The organism is Pseudomonas sp. W2I6 (assembly GCF_030815935.1).
In the GTDB taxonomy this organism is placed as follows: Bacteria; Pseudomonadota; Gammaproteobacteria; order Pseudomonadales; family Pseudomonadaceae; genus Aquipseudomonas.
This window is the reverse complement of record NZ_JAUSXJ010000001.1, coordinates 59,080-77,699: the sequence shown is the minus strand read 5'-3', so window position 1 is coordinate 77,699 and position 18,620 is coordinate 59,080. Positions and strand designations below refer to the sequence as shown.

General features: G+C 59.5%; 23 protein-coding genes. 10 read left to right on the top strand and 13 right to left on the bottom strand.

Annotation, left to right across the window (positions count from 1 at the left end; all coding sequences use genetic code 11):
* The first annotated feature begins 154 nt into the window (after positions 1–154).
* The 6 genes from QF039_RS00370 (at position 155) to QF039_RS00345 (ending at position 3,097) form a co-directional block, all read left to right on the top strand.
* Positions 155–307, top strand: coding sequence for a hypothetical protein (locus QF039_RS00370; protein WP_307516515.1), 153 nt, complete (start codon positions 155–157; stop codon positions 305–307).
* A 148-nt stretch (positions 308–455) separates the two neighbouring features.
* Positions 456–818, top strand: a complete 363-nt coding sequence (locus QF039_RS00365; protein WP_158660272.1) for a hypothetical protein — start codon at positions 456–458, stop codon at positions 816–818.
* Positions 819–825: 7 nt separating this feature from the next.
* Positions 826–1,632, top strand: coding sequence for a type III secretion system inner membrane ring lipoprotein SctJ (gene sctJ / locus QF039_RS00360; protein WP_307516513.1), 807 nt, complete (start codon positions 826–828; stop codon positions 1,630–1,632).
* Positions 1,633–1,843: 211 nt separating this feature from the next.
* On the top strand, positions 1,844–2,164 hold the full coding sequence (locus tag QF039_RS00355; protein ID WP_307516512.1) for a type III secretion protein: 321 nt from the start codon (positions 1,844–1,846) through the stop codon (positions 2,162–2,164).
* Between the two features lie 19 nt (positions 2,165–2,183).
* Positions 2,184–2,771 (top strand): type III secretion system stator protein SctL, encoded by a 588-nt coding sequence (gene sctL / locus QF039_RS00350; protein ID WP_003208376.1) that lies wholly within the window; start codon positions 2,184–2,186, stop codon positions 2,769–2,771.
* 107 nt (positions 2,772–2,878) lie between these two features.
* On the top strand, positions 2,879–3,097 hold the full coding sequence (locus QF039_RS00345; protein ID WP_307516509.1) for a hypothetical protein: 219 nt from the start codon (positions 2,879–2,881) through the stop codon (positions 3,095–3,097).
* 9 nt (positions 3,098–3,106) lie between these two features.
* Here QF039_RS00345 and QF039_RS00340 read toward each other — a convergent pair whose 3' ends face one another.
* Positions 3,107–3,433: a hypothetical protein gene (locus QF039_RS00340; protein ID WP_173406097.1), complete on the bottom strand. Its 327-nt coding sequence runs from the start codon at positions 3,431–3,433 to the stop codon at positions 3,107–3,109.
* 72 nt (positions 3,434–3,505) lie between these two features.
* Here QF039_RS00340 and sctC point away from each other — a divergent pair, with 72 nt between their 5' ends.
* From sctC to QF039_RS00325, 3 genes are read left to right on the top strand one after another with little or no spacing between them, the layout of a single operon-like run.
* Complete coding sequence (sctC, locus tag QF039_RS00335) at positions 3,506–5,647, top strand: type III secretion system outer membrane ring subunit SctC (protein WP_307516507.1); 2,142 nt, start codon at positions 3,506–3,508, stop codon at positions 5,645–5,647.
* The gene (hrpT, locus tag QF039_RS00330) at positions 5,644–5,838 is read left to right on the top strand and encodes an HrpT family type III secretion system protein (protein WP_003208370.1); all 195 of its coding nucleotides are present in this window, start codon (positions 5,644–5,646) and stop codon (positions 5,836–5,838) included. The genes sctC and hrpT overlap by 4 nt, the downstream gene beginning before the upstream one ends.
* Before the next feature lie 5 nt (positions 5,839–5,843).
* The gene (locus QF039_RS00325; protein ID WP_102368120.1) at positions 5,844–6,203 is read left to right on the top strand and encodes a transcriptional regulator; all 360 of its coding nucleotides are present in this window, start codon (positions 5,844–5,846) and stop codon (positions 6,201–6,203) included.
* Here the strand turns inward: QF039_RS00325 and sctU are convergent.
* The 11 genes from sctU to sctW form a co-directional block, all read right to left on the bottom strand.
* On the bottom strand, positions 6,200–7,297 hold the full coding sequence (sctU, locus tag QF039_RS00320; RefSeq protein ID WP_307516504.1) for a type III secretion system export apparatus subunit SctU: 1,098 nt from the start codon (positions 7,295–7,297) through the stop codon (positions 6,200–6,202). The genes QF039_RS00325 and sctU overlap by 4 nt on opposite strands.
* The gene (sctT, locus tag QF039_RS00315) at positions 7,290–8,081 is read right to left on the bottom strand and encodes a type III secretion system export apparatus subunit SctT (protein ID WP_003208364.1); all 792 of its coding nucleotides are present in this window, start codon (positions 8,079–8,081) and stop codon (positions 7,290–7,292) included. Before sctT ends, sctU begins: the two co-directional genes overlap by 8 nt.
* A gap of 10 nt (positions 8,082–8,091) precedes the next feature.
* Positions 8,092–8,355, bottom strand: coding sequence for a type III secretion system export apparatus subunit SctS (gene sctS / locus QF039_RS00310; RefSeq protein ID WP_003208363.1), 264 nt, complete (start codon positions 8,353–8,355; stop codon positions 8,092–8,094).
* 7 nt (positions 8,356–8,362) lie between these two features.
* Positions 8,363–9,016, bottom strand: coding sequence for a type III secretion system export apparatus subunit SctR (gene sctR, locus QF039_RS00305; RefSeq protein WP_003208361.1), 654 nt, complete (start codon positions 9,014–9,016; stop codon positions 8,363–8,365).
* The gene (locus tag QF039_RS00300) at positions 9,013–10,026 is read right to left on the bottom strand and encodes a FliM/FliN family flagellar motor switch protein (protein ID WP_008430697.1); all 1,014 of its coding nucleotides are present in this window, start codon (positions 10,024–10,026) and stop codon (positions 9,013–9,015) included. The genes sctR and QF039_RS00300 overlap by 4 nt, the downstream gene beginning before the upstream one ends.
* Positions 10,023–10,481 (bottom strand): type III secretion system HrpP C-terminal domain-containing protein, encoded by a 459-nt coding sequence (locus QF039_RS00295; RefSeq protein WP_307516498.1) that lies wholly within the window; start codon positions 10,479–10,481, stop codon positions 10,023–10,025. The genes QF039_RS00300 and QF039_RS00295 overlap by 4 nt, the downstream gene beginning before the upstream one ends.
* The gene (locus tag QF039_RS00290; protein WP_003208357.1) at positions 10,478–10,906 is read right to left on the bottom strand and encodes a YscO family type III secretion system apparatus protein; all 429 of its coding nucleotides are present in this window, start codon (positions 10,904–10,906) and stop codon (positions 10,478–10,480) included. Before QF039_RS00290 ends, QF039_RS00295 begins: the two co-directional genes overlap by 4 nt.
* Positions 10,893–12,251: a FliI/YscN family ATPase gene (locus tag QF039_RS00285; protein WP_177055670.1), complete on the bottom strand. Its 1,359-nt coding sequence runs from the start codon at positions 12,249–12,251 to the stop codon at positions 10,893–10,895. Before QF039_RS00285 ends, QF039_RS00290 begins: the two co-directional genes overlap by 14 nt.
* On the bottom strand, positions 12,248–13,147 hold the full coding sequence (locus QF039_RS00280) for an FHA domain-containing protein (protein WP_307516494.1): 900 nt from the start codon (positions 13,145–13,147) through the stop codon (positions 12,248–12,250). The genes QF039_RS00285 and QF039_RS00280 overlap by 4 nt, the downstream gene beginning before the upstream one ends.
* An 85-nt stretch (positions 13,148–13,232) precedes the next feature.
* Complete coding sequence (sctV, locus tag QF039_RS00275) at positions 13,233–15,329, bottom strand: type III secretion system export apparatus subunit SctV (protein ID WP_307516493.1); 2,097 nt, start codon at positions 15,327–15,329, stop codon at positions 13,233–13,235.
* Complete coding sequence (sctW, locus tag QF039_RS00270; protein WP_008430704.1) at positions 15,326–16,420, bottom strand: type III secretion system gatekeeper subunit SctW; 1,095 nt, start codon at positions 16,418–16,420, stop codon at positions 15,326–15,328. Before sctW ends, sctV begins: the two co-directional genes overlap by 4 nt.
* A 263-nt stretch (positions 16,421–16,683) precedes the next feature.
* Here sctW and QF039_RS00265 point away from each other — a divergent pair, with 263 nt between their 5' ends.
* Complete coding sequence (locus tag QF039_RS00265) at positions 16,684–17,229, top strand: RNA polymerase sigma factor (RefSeq protein ID WP_003208348.1); 546 nt, start codon at positions 16,684–16,686, stop codon at positions 17,227–17,229.
* Positions 17,230–17,343: 114 nt separating this feature from the next.
* On the opposite strand, the gene QF039_RS00260 is transcribed toward QF039_RS00265, so the two are convergent.
* Complete coding sequence (locus QF039_RS00260) at positions 17,344–18,561, bottom strand: MFS transporter (RefSeq protein ID WP_093201834.1); 1,218 nt, start codon at positions 18,559–18,561, stop codon at positions 17,344–17,346.
* Positions 18,562–18,620: the final 59 nt, after the last annotated feature.

Here is an 18,620-nt window from a genome sequence, read left to right as displayed (position 1 = left end):
GGAAAGGCCATCTACATGATCAGCAACTTCGCCGATCGGGCCAGCCATGTGCTTGGTTCATATGCCTGACGGGCAATGATGGGTCTACGTTCGTGGTTAAGCATCAACGCATAAGCAAGCAAAAATTTAAATCAAGCAACTCAGAGGTGATGTTATGAGTGAAATCGATATTAACAAACGGGTTACTGCCGGCAGTCTTGGTGGCGGAGACAATTCCGATATCGAAGATGCAAAAAAAGCTGAAATGCGTCGACTAAAAATAGAGGAGGTTAAAAACGAAATAATGACAAAGAACTCGAAAACATAGGCAAACTGAGGTTTTAAACCTTTGCTTCCTCTATTAAACATAGAGGAAGCAACCCGTTTGCTGGCATGGCTCATGCTGAACAGTCGAAAAAAACCACCATTAATCCCAAACCAACAAGAACGTTCCTAGCGTCTTGCCGGAGGTTTACATGCGCGTGCTCGCTGACGACTTCACAGAACGCCCGGTTTCACGAACGGTTGAATCGCGAGGTGTTGATACCTCTGCTTCCGACATGAATTTTTTCCAAGCCAGCCTGGTTGATCGCGCGTCTTCCCCGGGTAGCCAAAATTCAATAGTCGGTACGAACGCGCTATCCGAACAGTCTTCTCATTTAACGAGGCTATCAAAACGTGCGACCAAAGGTTTGCGTGACCTGAGCCTTAATAAAAAATCAACGGAAATGCATCAAATTGCCAAGTCACTTTCAGACGCCCATCGGGAGCTGTCCATGTCAGTCAAGGTCATCAGCAAAACCGTGCAATGTTGCGAGAAAATAACCAACCTTCAGTAGGTAAGTCATGCTCCGCTGGATCACCACCCCATTAGTTTTATCATTGGCATTGCTGCTGGCCGGTTGCGGTGAAAAAGTAGAACTCCATAGCCGACTGTCCGAACAGGAGGCTAATGAGGTTGTTGCAGAACTCGCGGATAAACAAATCCGGGCCCAAAAAGTGCCAGCCAAAGACGGCGTTGTTGTGCGCGTCAACGCGTCGGACATCAGCAGGGCGGTCCGGACGCTCGAGGCCGCTGGCCTGCCAAAACTGGCCCGGTCGACCCTGGGCGATATCTTCCGTAAAGAAGGCGTTATCTCAACACCGCTGGAAGAACGTGCCCGCTACATCTATGCATTGTCTCAGGAGCTGGAGGCAACCTTGTCGAACATCGACGGGGTCATCGTCGCTCGAGTCCATGTCGTGCTCCCCGAACGGATTGCCCCGGGTGAACCCGTACAACCGGCATCAGCCTCGGTGTTCATCAAACATGATCCACGACTTGAGCCTGATAATATCCGACCCCGAGTACGCAGGATGGTGGCCAGCAGTATCCCCGGCATGGCAGCTGCTGTAGAAAACACTCAAAAATTAACCGTAGTGTTTGTCCCCGCCGCGGCGTATCTGGAGCAGCAACGTCTGACCTATTTTGGTCCGTTCCTGGTTCAGGATAACGATCTCGGTTTCTGGCGCATGAGTCTTACCGCATTCCTCATCATATTGACGCTTGCGGGGGCTGGCGCGTTTATCTGGCGCAAACGGGGGGTGAATCAACAACACGACTCATCTGTCGTACCGGCTCATGCCTCACTAAACCCGTCTGTTCATGAGTAATCAGCTGGCGTGGGTTCGATGGTGGGCCCGCCCATGGGAAACGCCAGCGTGTGACTGGGAGGTCCTCAGACCATATATCGCCTCGACCGATCTATGTCGCAGCCGGCATGAACGAGTGAGCACCGCACTGGCCATCACCCCCTGCCTGCCACCCTCACCCTCCCCTGCCTTGCTGCACCTGGTGCAAGCCTCCCCACCACAACGCGACCGCATGCTGACGCTGATCGGCAGTGTCTGCCAGCCTGTACGCGACCACTTGCTGGAGGAGGATGAATACCTCTGGTGTCAGCGCCTTGCCAAAGCGCTCCCTGCGGACTCACGGGTACTGAACACAGACGATCCTCTGCAGTACCTGCGCGCCTGGGTTGAGCCTGCGGTATGGCAACGCCTACGACTTGGCTTTGCGAATGAACGGGTAGTCGACCTGGAGAGATACTCCAACCTGCCCGACCGTCATGGTCGGCTGGATACTCTGTGGCGAGCCGTCATCTGGCGAGCTACCGCCATCACGAATGATCACGCGTGGCCCTGATCAGGAGCAAACAACCTGCATGTTATGCCGACGTAAAATTGAGCTGAATAAAGGCCAGGACCTGCCACAAACCCTGATTGCCCGAGAGATGCTTATCGACTGTGCTCAGGCGGGCACATTACTTATTCGCGCCAAAGCCGAAGCGCGCGAACTACTACGCCAGGCCGAAGAGCAGCGCGAAATACTTTACGCAAATGCTTGCCGTGAGTTCTGGGAACGCGCCAACACTCAGTTGCAACGCTGGGAGATTGAACGCCAGGCTATCTGCGACAACATTGAACCCATTGCCGCCTCCATCACCAGCCTGGCCATTCGTAACCTGCTGGAGGAAACAGTCTCCCCCCAACGCCTGAGCGTCCTGCTAAAGCAATTACTGGCCACCCAGGTCCCGCGAATCGAAGCCACTCTGCTCTGCAATCCATTGGACCGTAAAAACGTAGACCAGTGGCTGAGCAGGCACACAGACCTTCCCTGGACACTGCGCACCGAGGAGAACATCGCACCTCAAATGCTCATTCTGGAAACGCCCGAAGGTGGATTTCGGATCGACTGGGATTCGATGGTGGAAACCCTATGGAATTCCGGCACGTCGGGTTCAACCCAATAACACGCAGGGGCTGCGGTTCAACGAGCGCTGACGTTTAACGAAATACCCGTGGAACTGGAATCACGCGTCGAGCCACACAGAACGTAACATCCTCTGGAGCAAAACCAATGAGCTTTGATTATCGCCTGCAAGCGAATCTCTACAGGCAACTGGAAAATTCGCAAAAGCGCTTTGAAAAGATAGAACGCGATGGATTGAACAACGACGAAGCCCTGGCGGCAATGAATGACGAAAAACTCTTCCTCGCGGCCACGTTATCAGCCAGTTCCACCTACACCAATTACATGAGCGAAACAGCCAAGACCGTTATCGAAGGCATACAGTGAGTGGAAGCGTTACTCGGTCGTTGGTTGAGTAGCAGCGAACCGCTGATCACGTTGTTTGAAGATAATGACGAAATCAAGGTGCGGCGCGACCAACAAGCTTTTTTGATCAGTGTTCAACTGACCCACCATCGGGTCGACAAAAGAGCCTTGGAGGCGTGGATGCGCCTCGGACTGGAAAGTCTGAGGCATTTCCAGGGTGCCTTGGCGCAGGAAGCAATGACTGGTCATCTTTGGCTGCTTCAAAAACTCCCTGGCGACTGTGCCCTGCCCCACCTGCTTGGCAAACTCGAAACCCTGCTGAACCAGCGTGATACCTGGCGGGGCATTGTTGCGCACCTTGCCAGCCCAGCCCGGAAACTTAGGCCTACTTCGCTTCGGTCGCTGCGTCACTAAAACAGAGAATTCTCAATGCCTAACAAGATCGACAAGCACATCCGCTTGCGCGTCAATTCGCCTGCCGCCGCCGTAAAGCCTGCCCGTTGGCGCTACCTGATCCTCATGCCCTGGTTGTTGGCGCCCCTGGAAAGCACCCTGGCCGCCGTCCCCAGCGAATGGAAAAACACCGCCTATGCCTATGAGGCCGAACACAAGCCTCTGCGGGATGTGCTGGAAGACTTCGCCCAGACCTTCGGCACCCAACTGCAAATCGACGGCCTCCTCGAAGGCAACGTCAACGGCAAGATACGCGCCAATACCCCACAATCGCTTCTCGACAGGCTCGGCGTAGAGCACCGCTTCCAGTGGTACCTGTACAACAACACGCTGTACGTCAGCACCCTGGACCAACAGGAATCTGCACGCCTGGAGGTCTCCTCCGAGACCATCGCCGACCTCAAGCAGGCCCTCACCGATATAGGCTTGCTCGATAGCCGCTTCGGCTGGGGCGAATTGCCTGAGGACGGCGTCGTACTGGTCTCCGGGCCCAAGCGCTATATCGAACAGATCAAGCAGTTCAGCAGCCAGCGCAAGTCCCCGGATGAAAAGCAGAGCGTCCTCAGCTACCCGCTGAAGTTCGCCAATGCGGCGGACCGCCAGATTGATTATCGCGGCGAGAAACTGACCATCCCAGGCGTTGCCAGCATGCTGCGGGGGCTGCTGGAACCTCGCACGGCCTCGACGCTTTCAGGCATGAGCCCACGCCCTCCCTCTGCCTCCCAACCCTCACCCATAACCCCGGTATTTCCGCGCCTGAGTAACCCGATGCTGGGGCAAATGCTCGGTCAGACGATGAACCCGGGGCCGGCAGACACCGGCATGTCACTCACCCCTCGGGCACCGGTCTCCACCAGCAAAATCCGAGTCGAAGCCGATGTGCGCAACAACGCCATCCTGATCTACGACCTGCCGGAGCGCCAGGCGATGTACCGTGAGCTGATCAGCCAGCTCGACGTAGCCCGCAAGCTGGTGGAAATCGATGCGATAATTCTTGATATCGAGCGCACTCAACTGCGGGAATTCGGGATTAGATGGGGTTTTCAAAACAGCCGTTTCCGGGGTGGCGTGAACATGGCGCCCGGGTCTTCATCACAGCTGTCGATCGAGCACCGTGATCGTTTCAACGCCGATATTCGCGCATTGGAGCAACGTGGCCTGGCGACCATGGTGTCCAACCCGTCGGTGCTTACTTTGGAAAACCAGCCGGCGGTGATCGATTTCAACCGCACCCAATACCTCACCGCCGGCACCGAGACTGCAACCATCCTGCCCATCACGGTCGGCACCAGCTTCCAGGTGGTTCCGAGGGTGATCACTACCCGCGGCAATCACCAGATCCACCTGGTGGTGGATATCGAGGACGGTAACTTCGACGAGTCCAACCCCGCGCGCACCAGCCCCGATGTACGCCGCGGCAAAGTCAGCACCCAGGCGGTCATGGCGGAAAAACGTTCGCTGGTGGTCGGTGGCTTCCATGTCACTGAAAGCACCGACAAACAAAGCAAGATCCCTCTGCTGGGAGACATTCCGCTGCTGGGCAAGGCCCTGTTTTCTTCCTCCGAGCGCCAGAACAACCGGCGCGAACGCCTGTTTATCCTGACGCCGCGCGTGATCGGCGATCAGGCTGATCCTTCACGCTACTTGCCCCAGGAGGATCAAGCCGAACTGCAGGCCGCACTCAAGCCATTGGCCCGGCGGTATGCCGAGCATCAACCGGTGATCAAGCGCAGCGACATCACCAGCACCCTGGCTCACCTCGTCAGCGGGCAAGTACCCACGGCCTTCAAGGCCGCGCCCATGCCACTGGGCCTGGACACCTTGTGCAGCACCCGCGAGCTATTGGCCCTGAACACCGAACGCAGCCAATGGTATGCAGGCCCGCAGTTCAATGTGGCCGTGGTGGTGATACGCAATCAGTTCAACCGTAACGTGCGCATCGATGAAAGAGAATGCAGCAACTCCCAGACCCTGGCCGTCAGCGTCTGGCCACGTGCCTGGCTCAAGCCGGGAGAAGAGGCGGAGGTATTTATCGCCATGCGGCCCGTGGTCAAAGATGAACACATCGGTGTGTCCCGCCCCTCCCTGATCACCCCCACCCGGAAGAACGCGCCATGAAACGCCTACTCACCCTCCTCGGCCTGGCCCTGCTTATCGTTGGTTGTACGCCGACGTGCAAGGGCGACTCCTGTTCACGCCCGCAATCGGGCGCCGATAAGCTGGTGGTCTGGTGGCCGCCGCAGATGCGCGTCGAATCGGGCCCTGCCGGCGAGCGCTCCGACTATCAAACGATCTCACTGGAACGGTAAGTTCCATGGGGCCGAACGATACGTCGTCTCGCCAGGTATTCCTGGATAACCTGGTGGGCGGCAAGGACGCCCACCTGTCCCTCGGCCCGGGCATAAGCGTGTGCCGGTTAAAGGCCGGTGGTAAACCCGGGCTTGCGTTGCTGGTCGACCGTGGAGCGCTGGAAGCCGGACAGTTGGAACGGGTGCTGGAGCGGCTTTTTGAACAGGCGGTGGCGTTTGACGGCTGCTTTGCCTGTCTCGATGCCAGGGATGCACTGGTGATCTGGCACGCGCTGCCGGCAGGTGCAGAGGAGGCAGATGACATCATCGGCAAGCTGCTTTCGCTGGGCTGCCTCGATATGCTGGACGTGCACCGCTACCGTTAACGTTGCTTAAGCTCCGGAAACTCCAGCGTTTCACGCTTGGCCTCGTCATTGAGCTCACGCAGGGTGCGGTAGAGGAACGCTACCGCCTGCAACGTCTCCCGGGGAATGTTCGCCCCAAGCTTCTTCTCGTACAGCGTGCGCGCGAGCCATACACACTGGATCACCGGCACATCGGCCGCCTTGGCCCGGTCTATCAGTTTCCGGGCCTCGGCATCCGTGCCTTTATCCACCAGCAGCGGCAGCGGCGTTTTGCCCGGCCGGTAATACAGCGCGACAGCAAAGTGCGTCGGGTTGACCACCAACATGTCGGCCTCCTCCAGCTTGGGCAACTTGACCTTCGGCTCCTCCTGGGCCAGCTGTTGGGCCAGGGCGCGGCGCTGCCCCTTGACGTGAGGGTCGCCCTCCATGTCCTTGTATTCCTTGACCACCTCGACCTGAGTCATGCGCATGCTCTTGGCAAAGAAGTGCTTCTGCAGCGCCATGTCGATCAATGCCAGGACCAGCAGCAATCCCAGGCAAGCGTGCAGCAGATGGCGAAACAGGATGATCAGCGCGAGGATGTAACTCTGCAGGTCGCTGGTGGCCAGATTGATCAAGGCCCCTAGTGACGGCCTGATCACCACGTACAAAATCAGCGCAAGCAGTAGCGCCTTGGCCAACCCCATCAACAGGTTCGTCACTGACTTGGCAGAGAACATCTGCTTGACCTGGCTGAGTGGGTTGAGACGGCTGAAATTCAGCTTCAGGCTTTCCGGCGCAAACAGGAAACCGAACTGAATCCAGCCGCTGATCAACTTCACCGTGATCGCCAGTCCGGCCATCAGCAAGGCGAAGGAAAAAAACACGATCAAGCCTTCCGTCAGCACTTCCTCCAGCGCCCGCACAAAGGGCTGCCCGAAACGTGACATGGGCATCACCAGCAACTGCTGGAAGCGCTGCATGCTGGTTTCGGCGGTGAACAACGCGATTTCGCTGAGGGCGGTCAACACCAGTAGCTTACCGACGTCCTGGCTTTGGGCGACCTGGCCTTTCTGGCGCTGATCCGTGAGTTTCTTGGGCGTGGCCGCGTGTTTTTTCTCACCCGAATCACTCATGTCCCGAGCCCCTGAACATCAGGCCGAGGGAATGCTTGAGGTCTCCCAACTGCGCCATGCGCCCGACGATCAAGTCCTGCAACAGCGGGAAGTACAGCAGTAGGATAACCAGCCCCGCCAGGCTCTTGACCGGCGTTGCCAGGGTAGAGACTTGCAATTGCGGGCTGTACAGGCCCAACAAGGCGAAGCCGAACTCCAGGAACAGCAGCACGGCAATAAACGGTGCGGCATACAGCATCATGTGGGTAAAAGTATCGCCCAGCAGCCCGATGAATACACTGAACCCATTGACCGCCGGCAGCGGCAACCAGGCGGTTGGCGGCCAGATCAGGTAGCTGTCCCAGATCACTTGGGTCAGCACGCTCAAGCCCAGGACGGCAATCAGCAAATAAATCACCAACTGTTTGAACAGGTGCCCGATCGGCGTCGCATCCGGTCCCAGCGAGGGGTTGAGTTGGCCACCCGCCAAAGCCCCCCGCTGGTTATCCAGCAGTGCGCCCACTGACTCGAACATCCAGAACGGCATGGCCAACAGAATCCCCAGCAAAAACCCCAGGGCAGCTTCCTTGAGTACCAACCCGCTGATCATCAGCGCGGAGTAATCCTTGGCAGCCAGGACGGCATGAATGCCGGGCGCCGGAATCAACGCCATGACCATCACGATGATGTGGCGGGGCATGCCGCGTATATGTTGGAAACAAAACGCAGGCACCAGAAATGCACAGGGATAAATGCGCGCCATGGCCACGAGCAGGCTGGGCAGGAATTCAAGATAAAGCAGCACACGCAGGCCCTCAGTTCAATGCCGAGCGGGCAATCATGTCGAACATCAGGTTGATCAGTTGGATCAGCTCCACGCCAATCCAGCGACCGGTCAAAATCAGCGTGATGCCCACCGCAACCAGCTTGATGCCAAAGGGCAGCGTCTGGTCCTGTATCTGCATCAGGGCCTGCACCAGCGACGTCAACACACCGACGACCACCGCCACGATCAGCGGCGGCGCCGACAGCACCACCACCAGCAACATGCCCTGCTTGAACAGCACGATCGGTTCCATAGGGCACTCAGAGGTAAGAAAGGAACAGGCTGTCGAGCAGCCGCGACCAACCGGAAACCATGACGAACAACAGCAGTTTGAGCGGCAGCGAAATGGTCATGGGCGAGACCATCTGCATACCGAGGGCCAACAGCAGGTTGGACACAATCAAATCGATGACGATGAACGGAATGTAGATCAGAAAGCCGATCTCGAACCCCGCCTGCAGTTGCGACAGCACGAAGGCCGGGACCAGCAGGATCAAGTCTTCGCGCTGGGTGCTCTGCGCCATTTCAGGCGGCCACATGCGCGCACTGTTTTCCAGCAGGTGAGTCAACACATCTGCATCGGTGTTGCGCAGCATGAACGCGCGCAACGGCTGTATGGCCGCCTGCCCGGTTTCCAGAAGGCTTTGCACGCTACTCGTGTCCACGGGCGAGGCCTTGACGTTCTCGGCAATCTGGTACCCCACGGGCGCCATGATGAACAGTGTCGCAGCCAGCGCTATTCCGTTGATGGCCATGCTCGGCGGTACCTGCTGCACGCCGATGGCGTTACGGGTGATCATCAGCACAATCACGATCTTCAAGAACGATGTGCAGATGATCAGCAGCATTGGCATCAGCGACAACGAACCTAAAAACAGCGCCAGGACAAGAGGGTCGACCCCCTGAAATGTCATCGCGAAAAAATCACGCGGGACAACTGCAAACCAAGGCGCCCATCTACTTCCACCAACTGCCCTTGCCCTATCGGCCTGTCGCCGTAATAAAGCCCGGCCATGCCCGGCGCGTACCCGGCAATGCCCAACACCGCACCGGGGGCGAGATTGCGCAGTTCGCCCAGGGTCAGGTTCAGGGTGCCACAACGTACCGTCAGGGCCATGTTCAACTCATCGAAAGGCTCGTGGCCAAAGACATCCACTACCGGTTCATCCAGCTCATCCCCCGGGTACTGCGATGTTGCAAAATCCTCGTCCACGGACGTTTCCTCGATCGAAACAAGCGTCAGGCACAACGGCCCGGATTCATCATCAATGCACCCTTGCAGCCGGTGCTTGCCGACATACAGGTGACCATTGCCCTGCACATCGAAAAAGGGTTGCTCAAGCATCACCACGTCACCGGCACGGACACCGCTCAATTGCGTGATGGATAGCTTCAGGCGGCCCAGGGTCATCGCCACTGCCAACTGGAACGACGCCGGCAATGGCCCCGCTATCGACTGCCACGGACCGGCCTCGCACAGTGCCAGCAAGCGCTCAGGAGTCAGCCACAGGTAACCCACGACCCTGGACTTCCCCAGCGTCACCGTGAAGCGACAACCGAAGTTCAATTTCCTGGGCGCCGGCAGCAAACGCAGGAAGCCAAACAGCCCCCGCACCTGCGGGCTCAGGTGGTGCTGGAACAGTTCCCAGAACCACGAGTCTGGATCGTTATCGGCCTCTGCCAGCGTCACCGGGCACTCCCCCAGCAGGCTGAACAGCGGCCCTGGTTCGGCGAAAGCCAGCACCCCGCAGGCGCTCTCGAAAAACAGCGGCTTGACGCCTGCGGGGGCACGGCCCGGTTCCATCAACAGTTCCCCGTTCTGCCCCGCGACCTGAAACGCCATGCGCAAGCCGCGCCCCAGCCTGCGCCGCGCCGCGACATTGGCGCCGCTGACCACCGGCAAGGTTAAAAACGGCATGATCATGCCGGGTCCACATGTGCCAGGTGTACGGTGACAGGCTGCGCCAACGCGCCGGCCAGCCCGTCCTCAAGGTGCTGGCGCACCCCAGGCAGCCAGCGCGCGGTGCGCTCTTCCTGCGCCTCCAGCTCAACGTTCCAGGTACCTTGCTCGCGGCGCACGCTGGCGTTGATCCGCCCCAGGCTCGGCAGGTAAAGCACAGCGTGCAAAGGCCACTGGACAGCGGCGTGAATCCGCGGTACCAACTGCTCGGTCATGGCCGCGATCATCGCGGCATGACTTGATGCAGGGGTTCCCGGTAGGGCGGAACCGAAACCGCCCCCTTCATCATCGCTGCCAAACAGCTGGGCAAATAACCGTCCGTGCTCCCATGGCACTATCGCCCCCGGGCCGGGTTCACGTTCATCCCGAGGCTCACCCGGACGCGGGCGCTCAGGACTGTTCACTGGAACTTGCGTCATGTTTCTTCCTGCACGGCTTCTTCCTGCCCCAACAAAAGGGACAGTTCCTGGAGTTTTTCAACCTCGCGCAAGCACTGGGTAACCTGCTTCTGCGCGCTGTCGATGTGGATCAACTGCTCATCGCGCTGGCCGTGCAGCTCATGTAACTGCCCTTCTTCGCGGCGAGTGTCGGCGGACAAGGTGCGCTCCTGGGCATTCCAGGACTTGATGTCCTGGAACGAGATCACTTGCCCTTGATGCTTGCTCAGCAACTCAGCGGTTTTCCGGGCTTCGTCCAGCCGGGTCTGCTCAAGGGCATCCGCCGCCTGCCGGATCTGCAACAGCAGCGCTTGCTGTTGCCTTTTGGCGGCACGCAGCGCGCGCTCCGCCCGGTCAGCCCGGTGCTTGCGCAAACGCCGCAAGGTATCGATTTCAGAAAGGGACATCGGTGGTCAACTCCATCAATTGGTCCAGCGTCATCGCCATCGCGGCCGGCTCACGCAGGTCCTGGCGCAGAAAGCCATCGACGGCCTGGCGGCTGTCCACCGCCAGGTCGGTCAGGGCATCACTGCCGGGTTGGTACTCGCCCAACTTGAGCATCAGTTCGATCTGCTGGTACGCCGACAACAAGCGGCGCAAGGCGGTGCCCGCCCTTATATGCTCGGGCGTGGCGACGTTGCTCAAGATCCGCGAAAGGCTGCCCAGCACATCCACCGCCGGGTAGTGGCCACGCTCGGCCAGCTTGCGTGACAACACGATGTGGCCGTCGAGCAGGGAGCGCACTTCATCCGCTACCGGATCGTTCATCGAGTCCTGCTCGATCAGCACGGTGTAGATGGCGGTAATCACTCCGTCACGGGTCAGCCCGGCCCGCTCCACCAGGCGCGGCATCAGGCTGTATACCGACGGTGGCAAGCCGCCGCGGCCCAGGGGCTCGCCCGCGGCCAGGCCGATTTCACGCTGGGCCCGGGCAAATCGGGTCAGGGAGTCAATCAGCAGCAGTACCCGCTGGCCCTTGCGCCGGAACCCTTCGGCCAGCGCTGTCGCAGTGAACGCCGCGCGGGCGCGTTCCATGCTTGAGCGGTCGGAGGTGGCACACACCAGCACCGCCTTGGCGCGCAATTGATCATCCAGCTCATGGTCAAGAAATTCCCGCAGCTCGCGTCCGCGCTCACCAATCAACCCGAACACGATCACATCGCACTCGACGTTTCGGGCGATCTCGGCCAACAAGGTGGTCTTGCCGCAGCCCGCGCCGGCGAACAGGCCGACGCGCTGCCCTTCTCCCAGCGTGATCAATCCATCAATCGAGCGTACGCCGGTGGACAACGCCCGGCTGATCCTCGGGCGTTCGGTAGGCAACGGCGCCTCGCACAACACCGTGCTCGCCTCTGCGATGTCGGCCTCCACAAAGGCGCTGGGGCCATCGCCCGCAATCGGCCGGCCAAACCCATCGAGCACCTGGCCGAGCAAATCGTCGCCGACCCGCACCCGGTGTGGCACCCCCAGGCGTTGCACACTGGCACCCACGCGCACGCCTTCAAGATTGCCCAACGCACTGAGCACTGCATCCTGCTGGTCGAAACCGATGATCTCCGCCAGCATGTATTCACCGATGGACTTTTCGACCTGGCACAAATCACCGATGCGCGCCTGGGGCAGCCGGCATTGCAACAACATGCCGTTCACCCGCTGGATACGACCGCGCACCGACACCGGTGCGAAGCTGGCCAGCGCACTCGACTGGCGTTGCTCCCAGGCCTCAAGACGGGCTTGCAGGTCACGGCTCACCAGCGCACCTCGAAGCGTTGCTTACCGTCGAACACCACTTTGGTGTTATCGATCAGCACCAGTCGCAAGCCGTCCACTTCATCCCCCACAAACAGTCGGTTCCCCTGTTCCAGAACCACGTGACCGTTGGGGCCGCCGACAATCTGCAAAATCTTGAAAGGGAACGTTCCGTCGCGAGTCCTGACCCGGCTCATCACCGGCACCGCGGTATCGAACTGTTCGCCAAACCGGCTGAGCATGCGCGATACCAACTCCATGTCTTCCTGGAGTACATCGCCGTCGAGCAGCACCTGGTCATTGACCAACTGGATGCTTATACGGTTGATCAATTCGCGCTCGCTGAGCATCCTGAGCAACTGCTGGCGCACCTCGAAAGGTGAGACCAGCTCGTTCTTGCGGATCACCGGTGACATCAACGACGCCTGGGCTTCGCGGTCACCGCTAGTGGTCATGCCCAGCGCGGTGATGATGACCGCAACGACGACGACCAGGCTGATCAAGCGTTTCTGCTGCGTGCTCGAAATTGAAGAAAGCTTCAGCGGCACGAGGGGCTCGGCCGCAGGCGTGGGCGCCTGTTCGGCAGTCACCGTCGGCTGGGGCCAGGGCTGGTCGGCGCGGGTGACGCAGAGCCGAACGTTGCCAATCGAAAATGTCGTGTTGAGTGCCAGGTCGGCAATCTGCGCCAGGATCAGGCCGGCGGCATCCTGCATCACCCCTCCCTCGGCCTGCACCGACCAGCGCTGGTCAACACACTGCAATCGCACATGACGCTCGGCAATGCCCGGGTCGTATAGCGCCAGGTCAGCGTCAGGGTGCGCACCAATGCTCCACTGCTCGCCGAACAACGGCAGCGCCGCCCCCTGGTGCATACCATCGAGTACTCGTAGCTCAAACATTGTCAGGCCCTCATGGCCGCACGGACCAACCGGCCCCACGCAGCACCGTCCGTTTCAAGGCAATGCGCAATCGCCAAAACAGTACTCATGCCACGGCCCCACGCAGCAGATCGTCCTGACTCAGGTCAAACCGCCCCAGCACCTTGACCTTCGACGAACTGCCCAACTCGGCAAACGACAACACCGGCACATGGTTGAACTCTTCCACAAGCAATGTCCGCAAGGGGCTGCGCAAGTCTTGCGCAACCAGCAGCACACTTTTGCTCTTGGCCCGCACGGTAAAGGCTTGCTTGAGCAAGCTCACCAGCGTCGCACTGCTGTCGTTGTCGAGGGAAAAGAACACCCCGGTCTGGGTCTGGCGCAGCGCCTCGCGCAGGACATTCTCGGTATGCGGTGACAACAACCAGGCGTGCAGGCCATCAGCTTCGCTGTACTGGTGCAGAATCTGCGACTTGAGGGCGATTCGCGCATAGTCGGCCAGGGCATCCGCTTCACGCTCATGCTGGCCGTACTCGATCAACGACTCGACAATCAACCGCACCGCGCGCAGCGGAACGCCCTCGCTGGCCAGGCGCTGCAACACGGCAGAGAAGCGCGAAAGCGGCATGATCCGCTGCAGCTCCTGAACCAGCTCCGGCTGGTTGAACTCGAGCCAGCTGAGAATCGACTTGCACTCCTGGATACCGAGAAACTGCGGCCCGCTGAGCAGCATCGCGCGTGTCATGCGCTCGATGATCAAGTCATGGGCGGTATGGCGTTCAAGCTGTGCATCGTCGAGCAGCGGATCATCGGGCGCCAACCATAACCAGTCTTGCTCGTCTCGCTCCGCCAGACCCTGGGTACCTGCTTGTGGCTCGACGCCCAGCGCCGCCGATTCCACCGCTACCCGATCACCGAAGGTAGCTTTGATCACAGGGACTTCGTGCACGCAAAAGCGAAACTCATCGTCGGATAAGGCGGGAATAAACTCGACGTTAAAGGGCGGCAGTGTCAGGCCGATATGGGCAACCAGGCGGTTTCGGGCCTGGCGAATGCCATGAACCACTTGGCCTGTTCGGTCAGAGCCCTGCAGGCCCGATGAAAACTGCAGCAAGTAAGGCCGGGATGGATCAAAGGCGCGCAAGTCTTCGTCACCGTTTATCTCCGCCGGGACGGCGTCAGCCGCCGCATCTGCGGGCGCGTCCTGCTTTTGACGCTGACGCATAAGGTAATAACCCAGCGAGCCCGTCATCAGCGAAATGAGGATAAAGACCACCGTCGGCATGCCCGGAAGCGCTGCAAAAGCCAGCATGCCGATCGAAGCAATGATCCAGCTCTTGGGCTCACTGGTCATTTGCCGGGCGATTTCGGCGCCCATGTTATTGGCCCCTTTATTCGCCCCGGCCGGTGCTACACGGGTAATGATCATGCCGGCGGTCAGGGAGATCAGCAGTGCGGGAATCTGCGCAATCAGGCCATCGCCAATCGTCAGTACCGAATACAGCGCCATGGAGTCGGCGGCGCTCATGCCATGCTGGAACATGCCGGTGCTGAACCCGCCCAGCAAGTTGATCACCACGATAATCAGCCCGGCCACGGCATCGCCCTTGACGAACTTCATGGCCCCGTCCATCGCCCCGAACAGCTGGCTCTCACGGGACAACTGCTCGCGTTTGTCGCGCGCCTGTCCACCATCGATCAGGCCGGCACGCAAGTCGCTGTCGATGGACATCTGCTTGCCGGGCATGGCATCCAGGCTGAAGCGCGCCGCCACTTCGGCGACACGCTCCGAACCCTTGGTGATCACCAGGAAGTTGACGATGGTCAGGATCATGAAGATCACCAACCCCACCGCCAGGTTGCCCCCCACCACGAAGTTGCCGAAGGCCTCCACGATGTCACCGGCGTCCTGTTCCAGCAGGATCAGGCGCGTGGTCGCAATCGACAATGCCAGGCGGAACATGGTGGTCAACAGCAGGATCGACGGAAACGAGGAAAACGCAAGCGGCCCGGGCAGGTACAGCGCCAGCACGATCAACAGGCACGAAATGCAAATGTTGACGGCAATCAGGATATCCACCAGCCAGGTCGGCAACGGCACGATAAAGATGAACACAATGCCCAGGATCACGACCGCACCCAGCACCTCGGCGCGTTGTGCAACCTTGAGCAGTATCGCGTTGACTGCCCGCAGCGCACTCATGAGTGGTTTATCGGCAGCGCGCCGACATGCCGGGAGCCTCGTTCGATGCGAGCGTACTCATCCATTACCACCATGAAATTGTGCAACGCTTCCTGGCGGCCCTTGCTGTCGCGCCACAACGCCAGGGGCAGGCTCCCGAGCACGGGGTAAAGGGCATTGAGCGAAACAATCTGGACGGATGATGCCGGCCCACCCAACTCGCAGGCCAGGCGCTGGACTTCGGCAGACGCGATGCCCGTGCCCGCGTAACCGAGAATGCGCTGCAGCAGCGCTACGGTGTCCCGATCAATTTCGGGGTGCAATACGGCCAGCCGATCGATCAAGTCACGGCAGCTGGCCAGCACACTGCCCAGTTGACCACAACTGCTCAACCCCAACAGCAAGGTGCGCAGCTGGGCGGTGGGGAGCGAAGGGCAATACGCCGCAATGTCGTCTGCCAGGGCCCGACGCATCAATTTCAACCCGCGGCCAAACTCATCGCCACCGAACAACCCCAACAGCGCCTGCATCATGCTGGCGAGCGATTGCCGGGCGACCACGCTGGCGTAATACACACTGCGTACCGCCTGCCGCAAACTCGGGTCGTCACTGCTTGCCTGCAAGGCCTGCGCGATGTTCAAGCCGGCCTGGATCTGCGGCTTGAAGCGGACCTCCAGCCGCGCCAGGGCATCGCTGGCCAGCGCCGCCTCGGAGGTACGCGCTTCAGCTTGTGCCTGCGCAGCCACCTGCTTGAGCACGACAAACGTACGGGCCGGGTCGTTTCCTGTCAGCTCCAGCAACTTCTCGAGGCTGGGCTTGAGCAACAGTTGAACTCTGATGGAGCGCGCAATGGTCGCCAGTGTTGCCTGAGCGGGATGGCCCAGTTGCTCATAGAGTTGTGTCAACTGCGCCACAGGCGTCACGCCCAGCCCCAACATACGCCGGCTCAAGGCCTTGCTGTTGAGTTCAACCTCCAGGCCGAACAGCGCCTCGAAATTGTCGACCGCCGTCCCGGCGGGTGCCTGGCGAACTGGCGGGTTATCAATACTCGCTGGAACAGGCTGATCCAGGCTCTGGTTTTTTTGCACATCAATAGAAGGATCAAGTTTCATGGAGATGCCTGGACAGGAAGTTTCGTTTCCTTGTGTGGCTGGCAATCCCGTTACGGTTCCATGTTTATCGACGATACCGGGCATGTGAAAAGATCGGCACGCGCCCGTAGCCACTTGTGCAAAACCTTGCACAAAAAAGCCTGGAAACAAGATATTTATTTATATAAATCAATTGCTTATGAATTTTTTTCCCTTGGCACAGGCAGTGCTAAGAGGGTTCCCGTCGAAATCATTTCGACCGTGTCTACCCTGAGGAAAAAATCATGGATATCCCTATCGATGTTTTAGTTCACCTTACACCTGACCCGCACCGCTCCATCCAGAACCTGTCGGAAGACCACCACAAGAAACTCCGGCGCTTCATTCATAAACGCGTACTCAACCCGGAAGATGCAGACGATATTCTGCAACTGACGTACCTGGAGGCCTGGCGCAGCCGAGACCGCTTCAGCGGCCAGGCCACCGTCAGCACGTGGATGTGCGGGATTGCCCAGAACCTGATCCGCAATCACTTTCGGCGCATGTATGCCAAGCCGGTGCATTGCGAGTTCGATGAGGCGCTGTGGCATGGGCAGGAAGACAACAACAACCTGGACTGGCAGTTCGAGGTCAACCGCAAGCTCGAAAGAACCCTGCGGGCGATCACGGATTTGCCGCTGGAAATGCGTAAAACGCTGTACGCCTCACTGGAGACCGACGGCAGCTACCAGGACACCGCCGACGCCATGGACATCCCCATTGGCACCGTGCGCTCACGTTTGTCCCGGGCGCGCGAACACCTGAAGCGGGCCACCTACAACCCGCTGTAGGCGTAAATCAGGGCACCGGCGCAACGCCGACACCCTTTGCAGGAGCAGTTGATTTACCCGTTTGACGCAAGCGTTGGGCAGCAGGGATATCTGCCCGACTCGATTGATCTGGTATCAGGCCTTTTTGGTACGCGGCAACAGAATCGCCAACACCCCGAACAGCGGCAGGAACGAGCACAGCGTGTACACGTACTCGATGCCGTGGATGTCTGCCAGGTGCCCCAGCAGCGCCGCACCGATCCCGCCAAAACCGAACATCAAACCGAAGAACACCCCGGCGATCATCCCCACATTGCCCGGCACCAACTCTTGCGCATACACCACAATTGCCGAGAACGCCGAGGCCAGGATAAAGCCGATCACCACGCTCAGAATGCTGGTCCAGAACAGGTCCACATGGGGCAGAATCAGGGTGAACGGCGCCACGCCGAGGATCGAAAACCAGATCACTGCCTTACGGCCGATCTTGTCGCCAATCGGCCCGCCAAAGAACGTGCCCGCCGCCACCGCGCCGAGGAACAGGAACAGATGCAGCTGGGAACTGGCCACCGACAGGTCGAACTTCTCGATCAGGTAGAAGGTGAAGTAACTGGTGAAACTGGCCATGTAGAAGTACTTGGAAAACACCAGCAGCCCCAGCACCACCAACGCACTCAGCACCCGGCCCTTGGACAGGCCGTGAGTGGCCGCCTGGCCTTGCTTGAGCTTGAACAGGTTCAAGTGGTGGGCGTACCAGCGGCTGATCGCATACAGCACAAACAACGCAAACACCGCGAACAGGCCGAACCAGGCCACATTGCCCTGGCCGAACGGAATGATGATCGCCGCCGCCAGCAACGGGCCGAAGGCCGAGCCGGCATTACCGCCCACCTGGAACGTCGACTGCGCCAAACCATAACGCCCGCCCGAGGCCAGGCGCGCCACGCGGGAGGCTTCCGGGTGGAAGGTCGACGAGCCGATGCCGATCAACCCCGCCGCCAGCAGGATCAGGGGGAAGCTGCCCACCTGGGACATCATCAGGATGCCCACCAGCGTGCAGATCATTCCGCAGGGCAACAGGTACGGCTTGGGATGGCGATCGGTGTAATAACCCACCCACGGCTGCAGCAGGGACGCGGTGAGCTGGAACGTGAGGGTGATCAGGCCGACCTGGGTGAACGTCAGGCCGTAATTGGCCTTGAGCATCGGGTAGATCGAGGGCAGTACCGACTGGATCAAGTCATTGATCAAATGCGCCAGCGCCACCGCGCCGATTACACGCATCACCAACGGGCTGGTTTGCCCGGCGGCAGGCGTCGTAGCCACGGAGGGCTGGGAATTGCTCAGAGCCATGGGAGGTTTTCCGTACAGCAGATGGATGCACAGGTGCAGGTGCGACAATGTGCCACTTT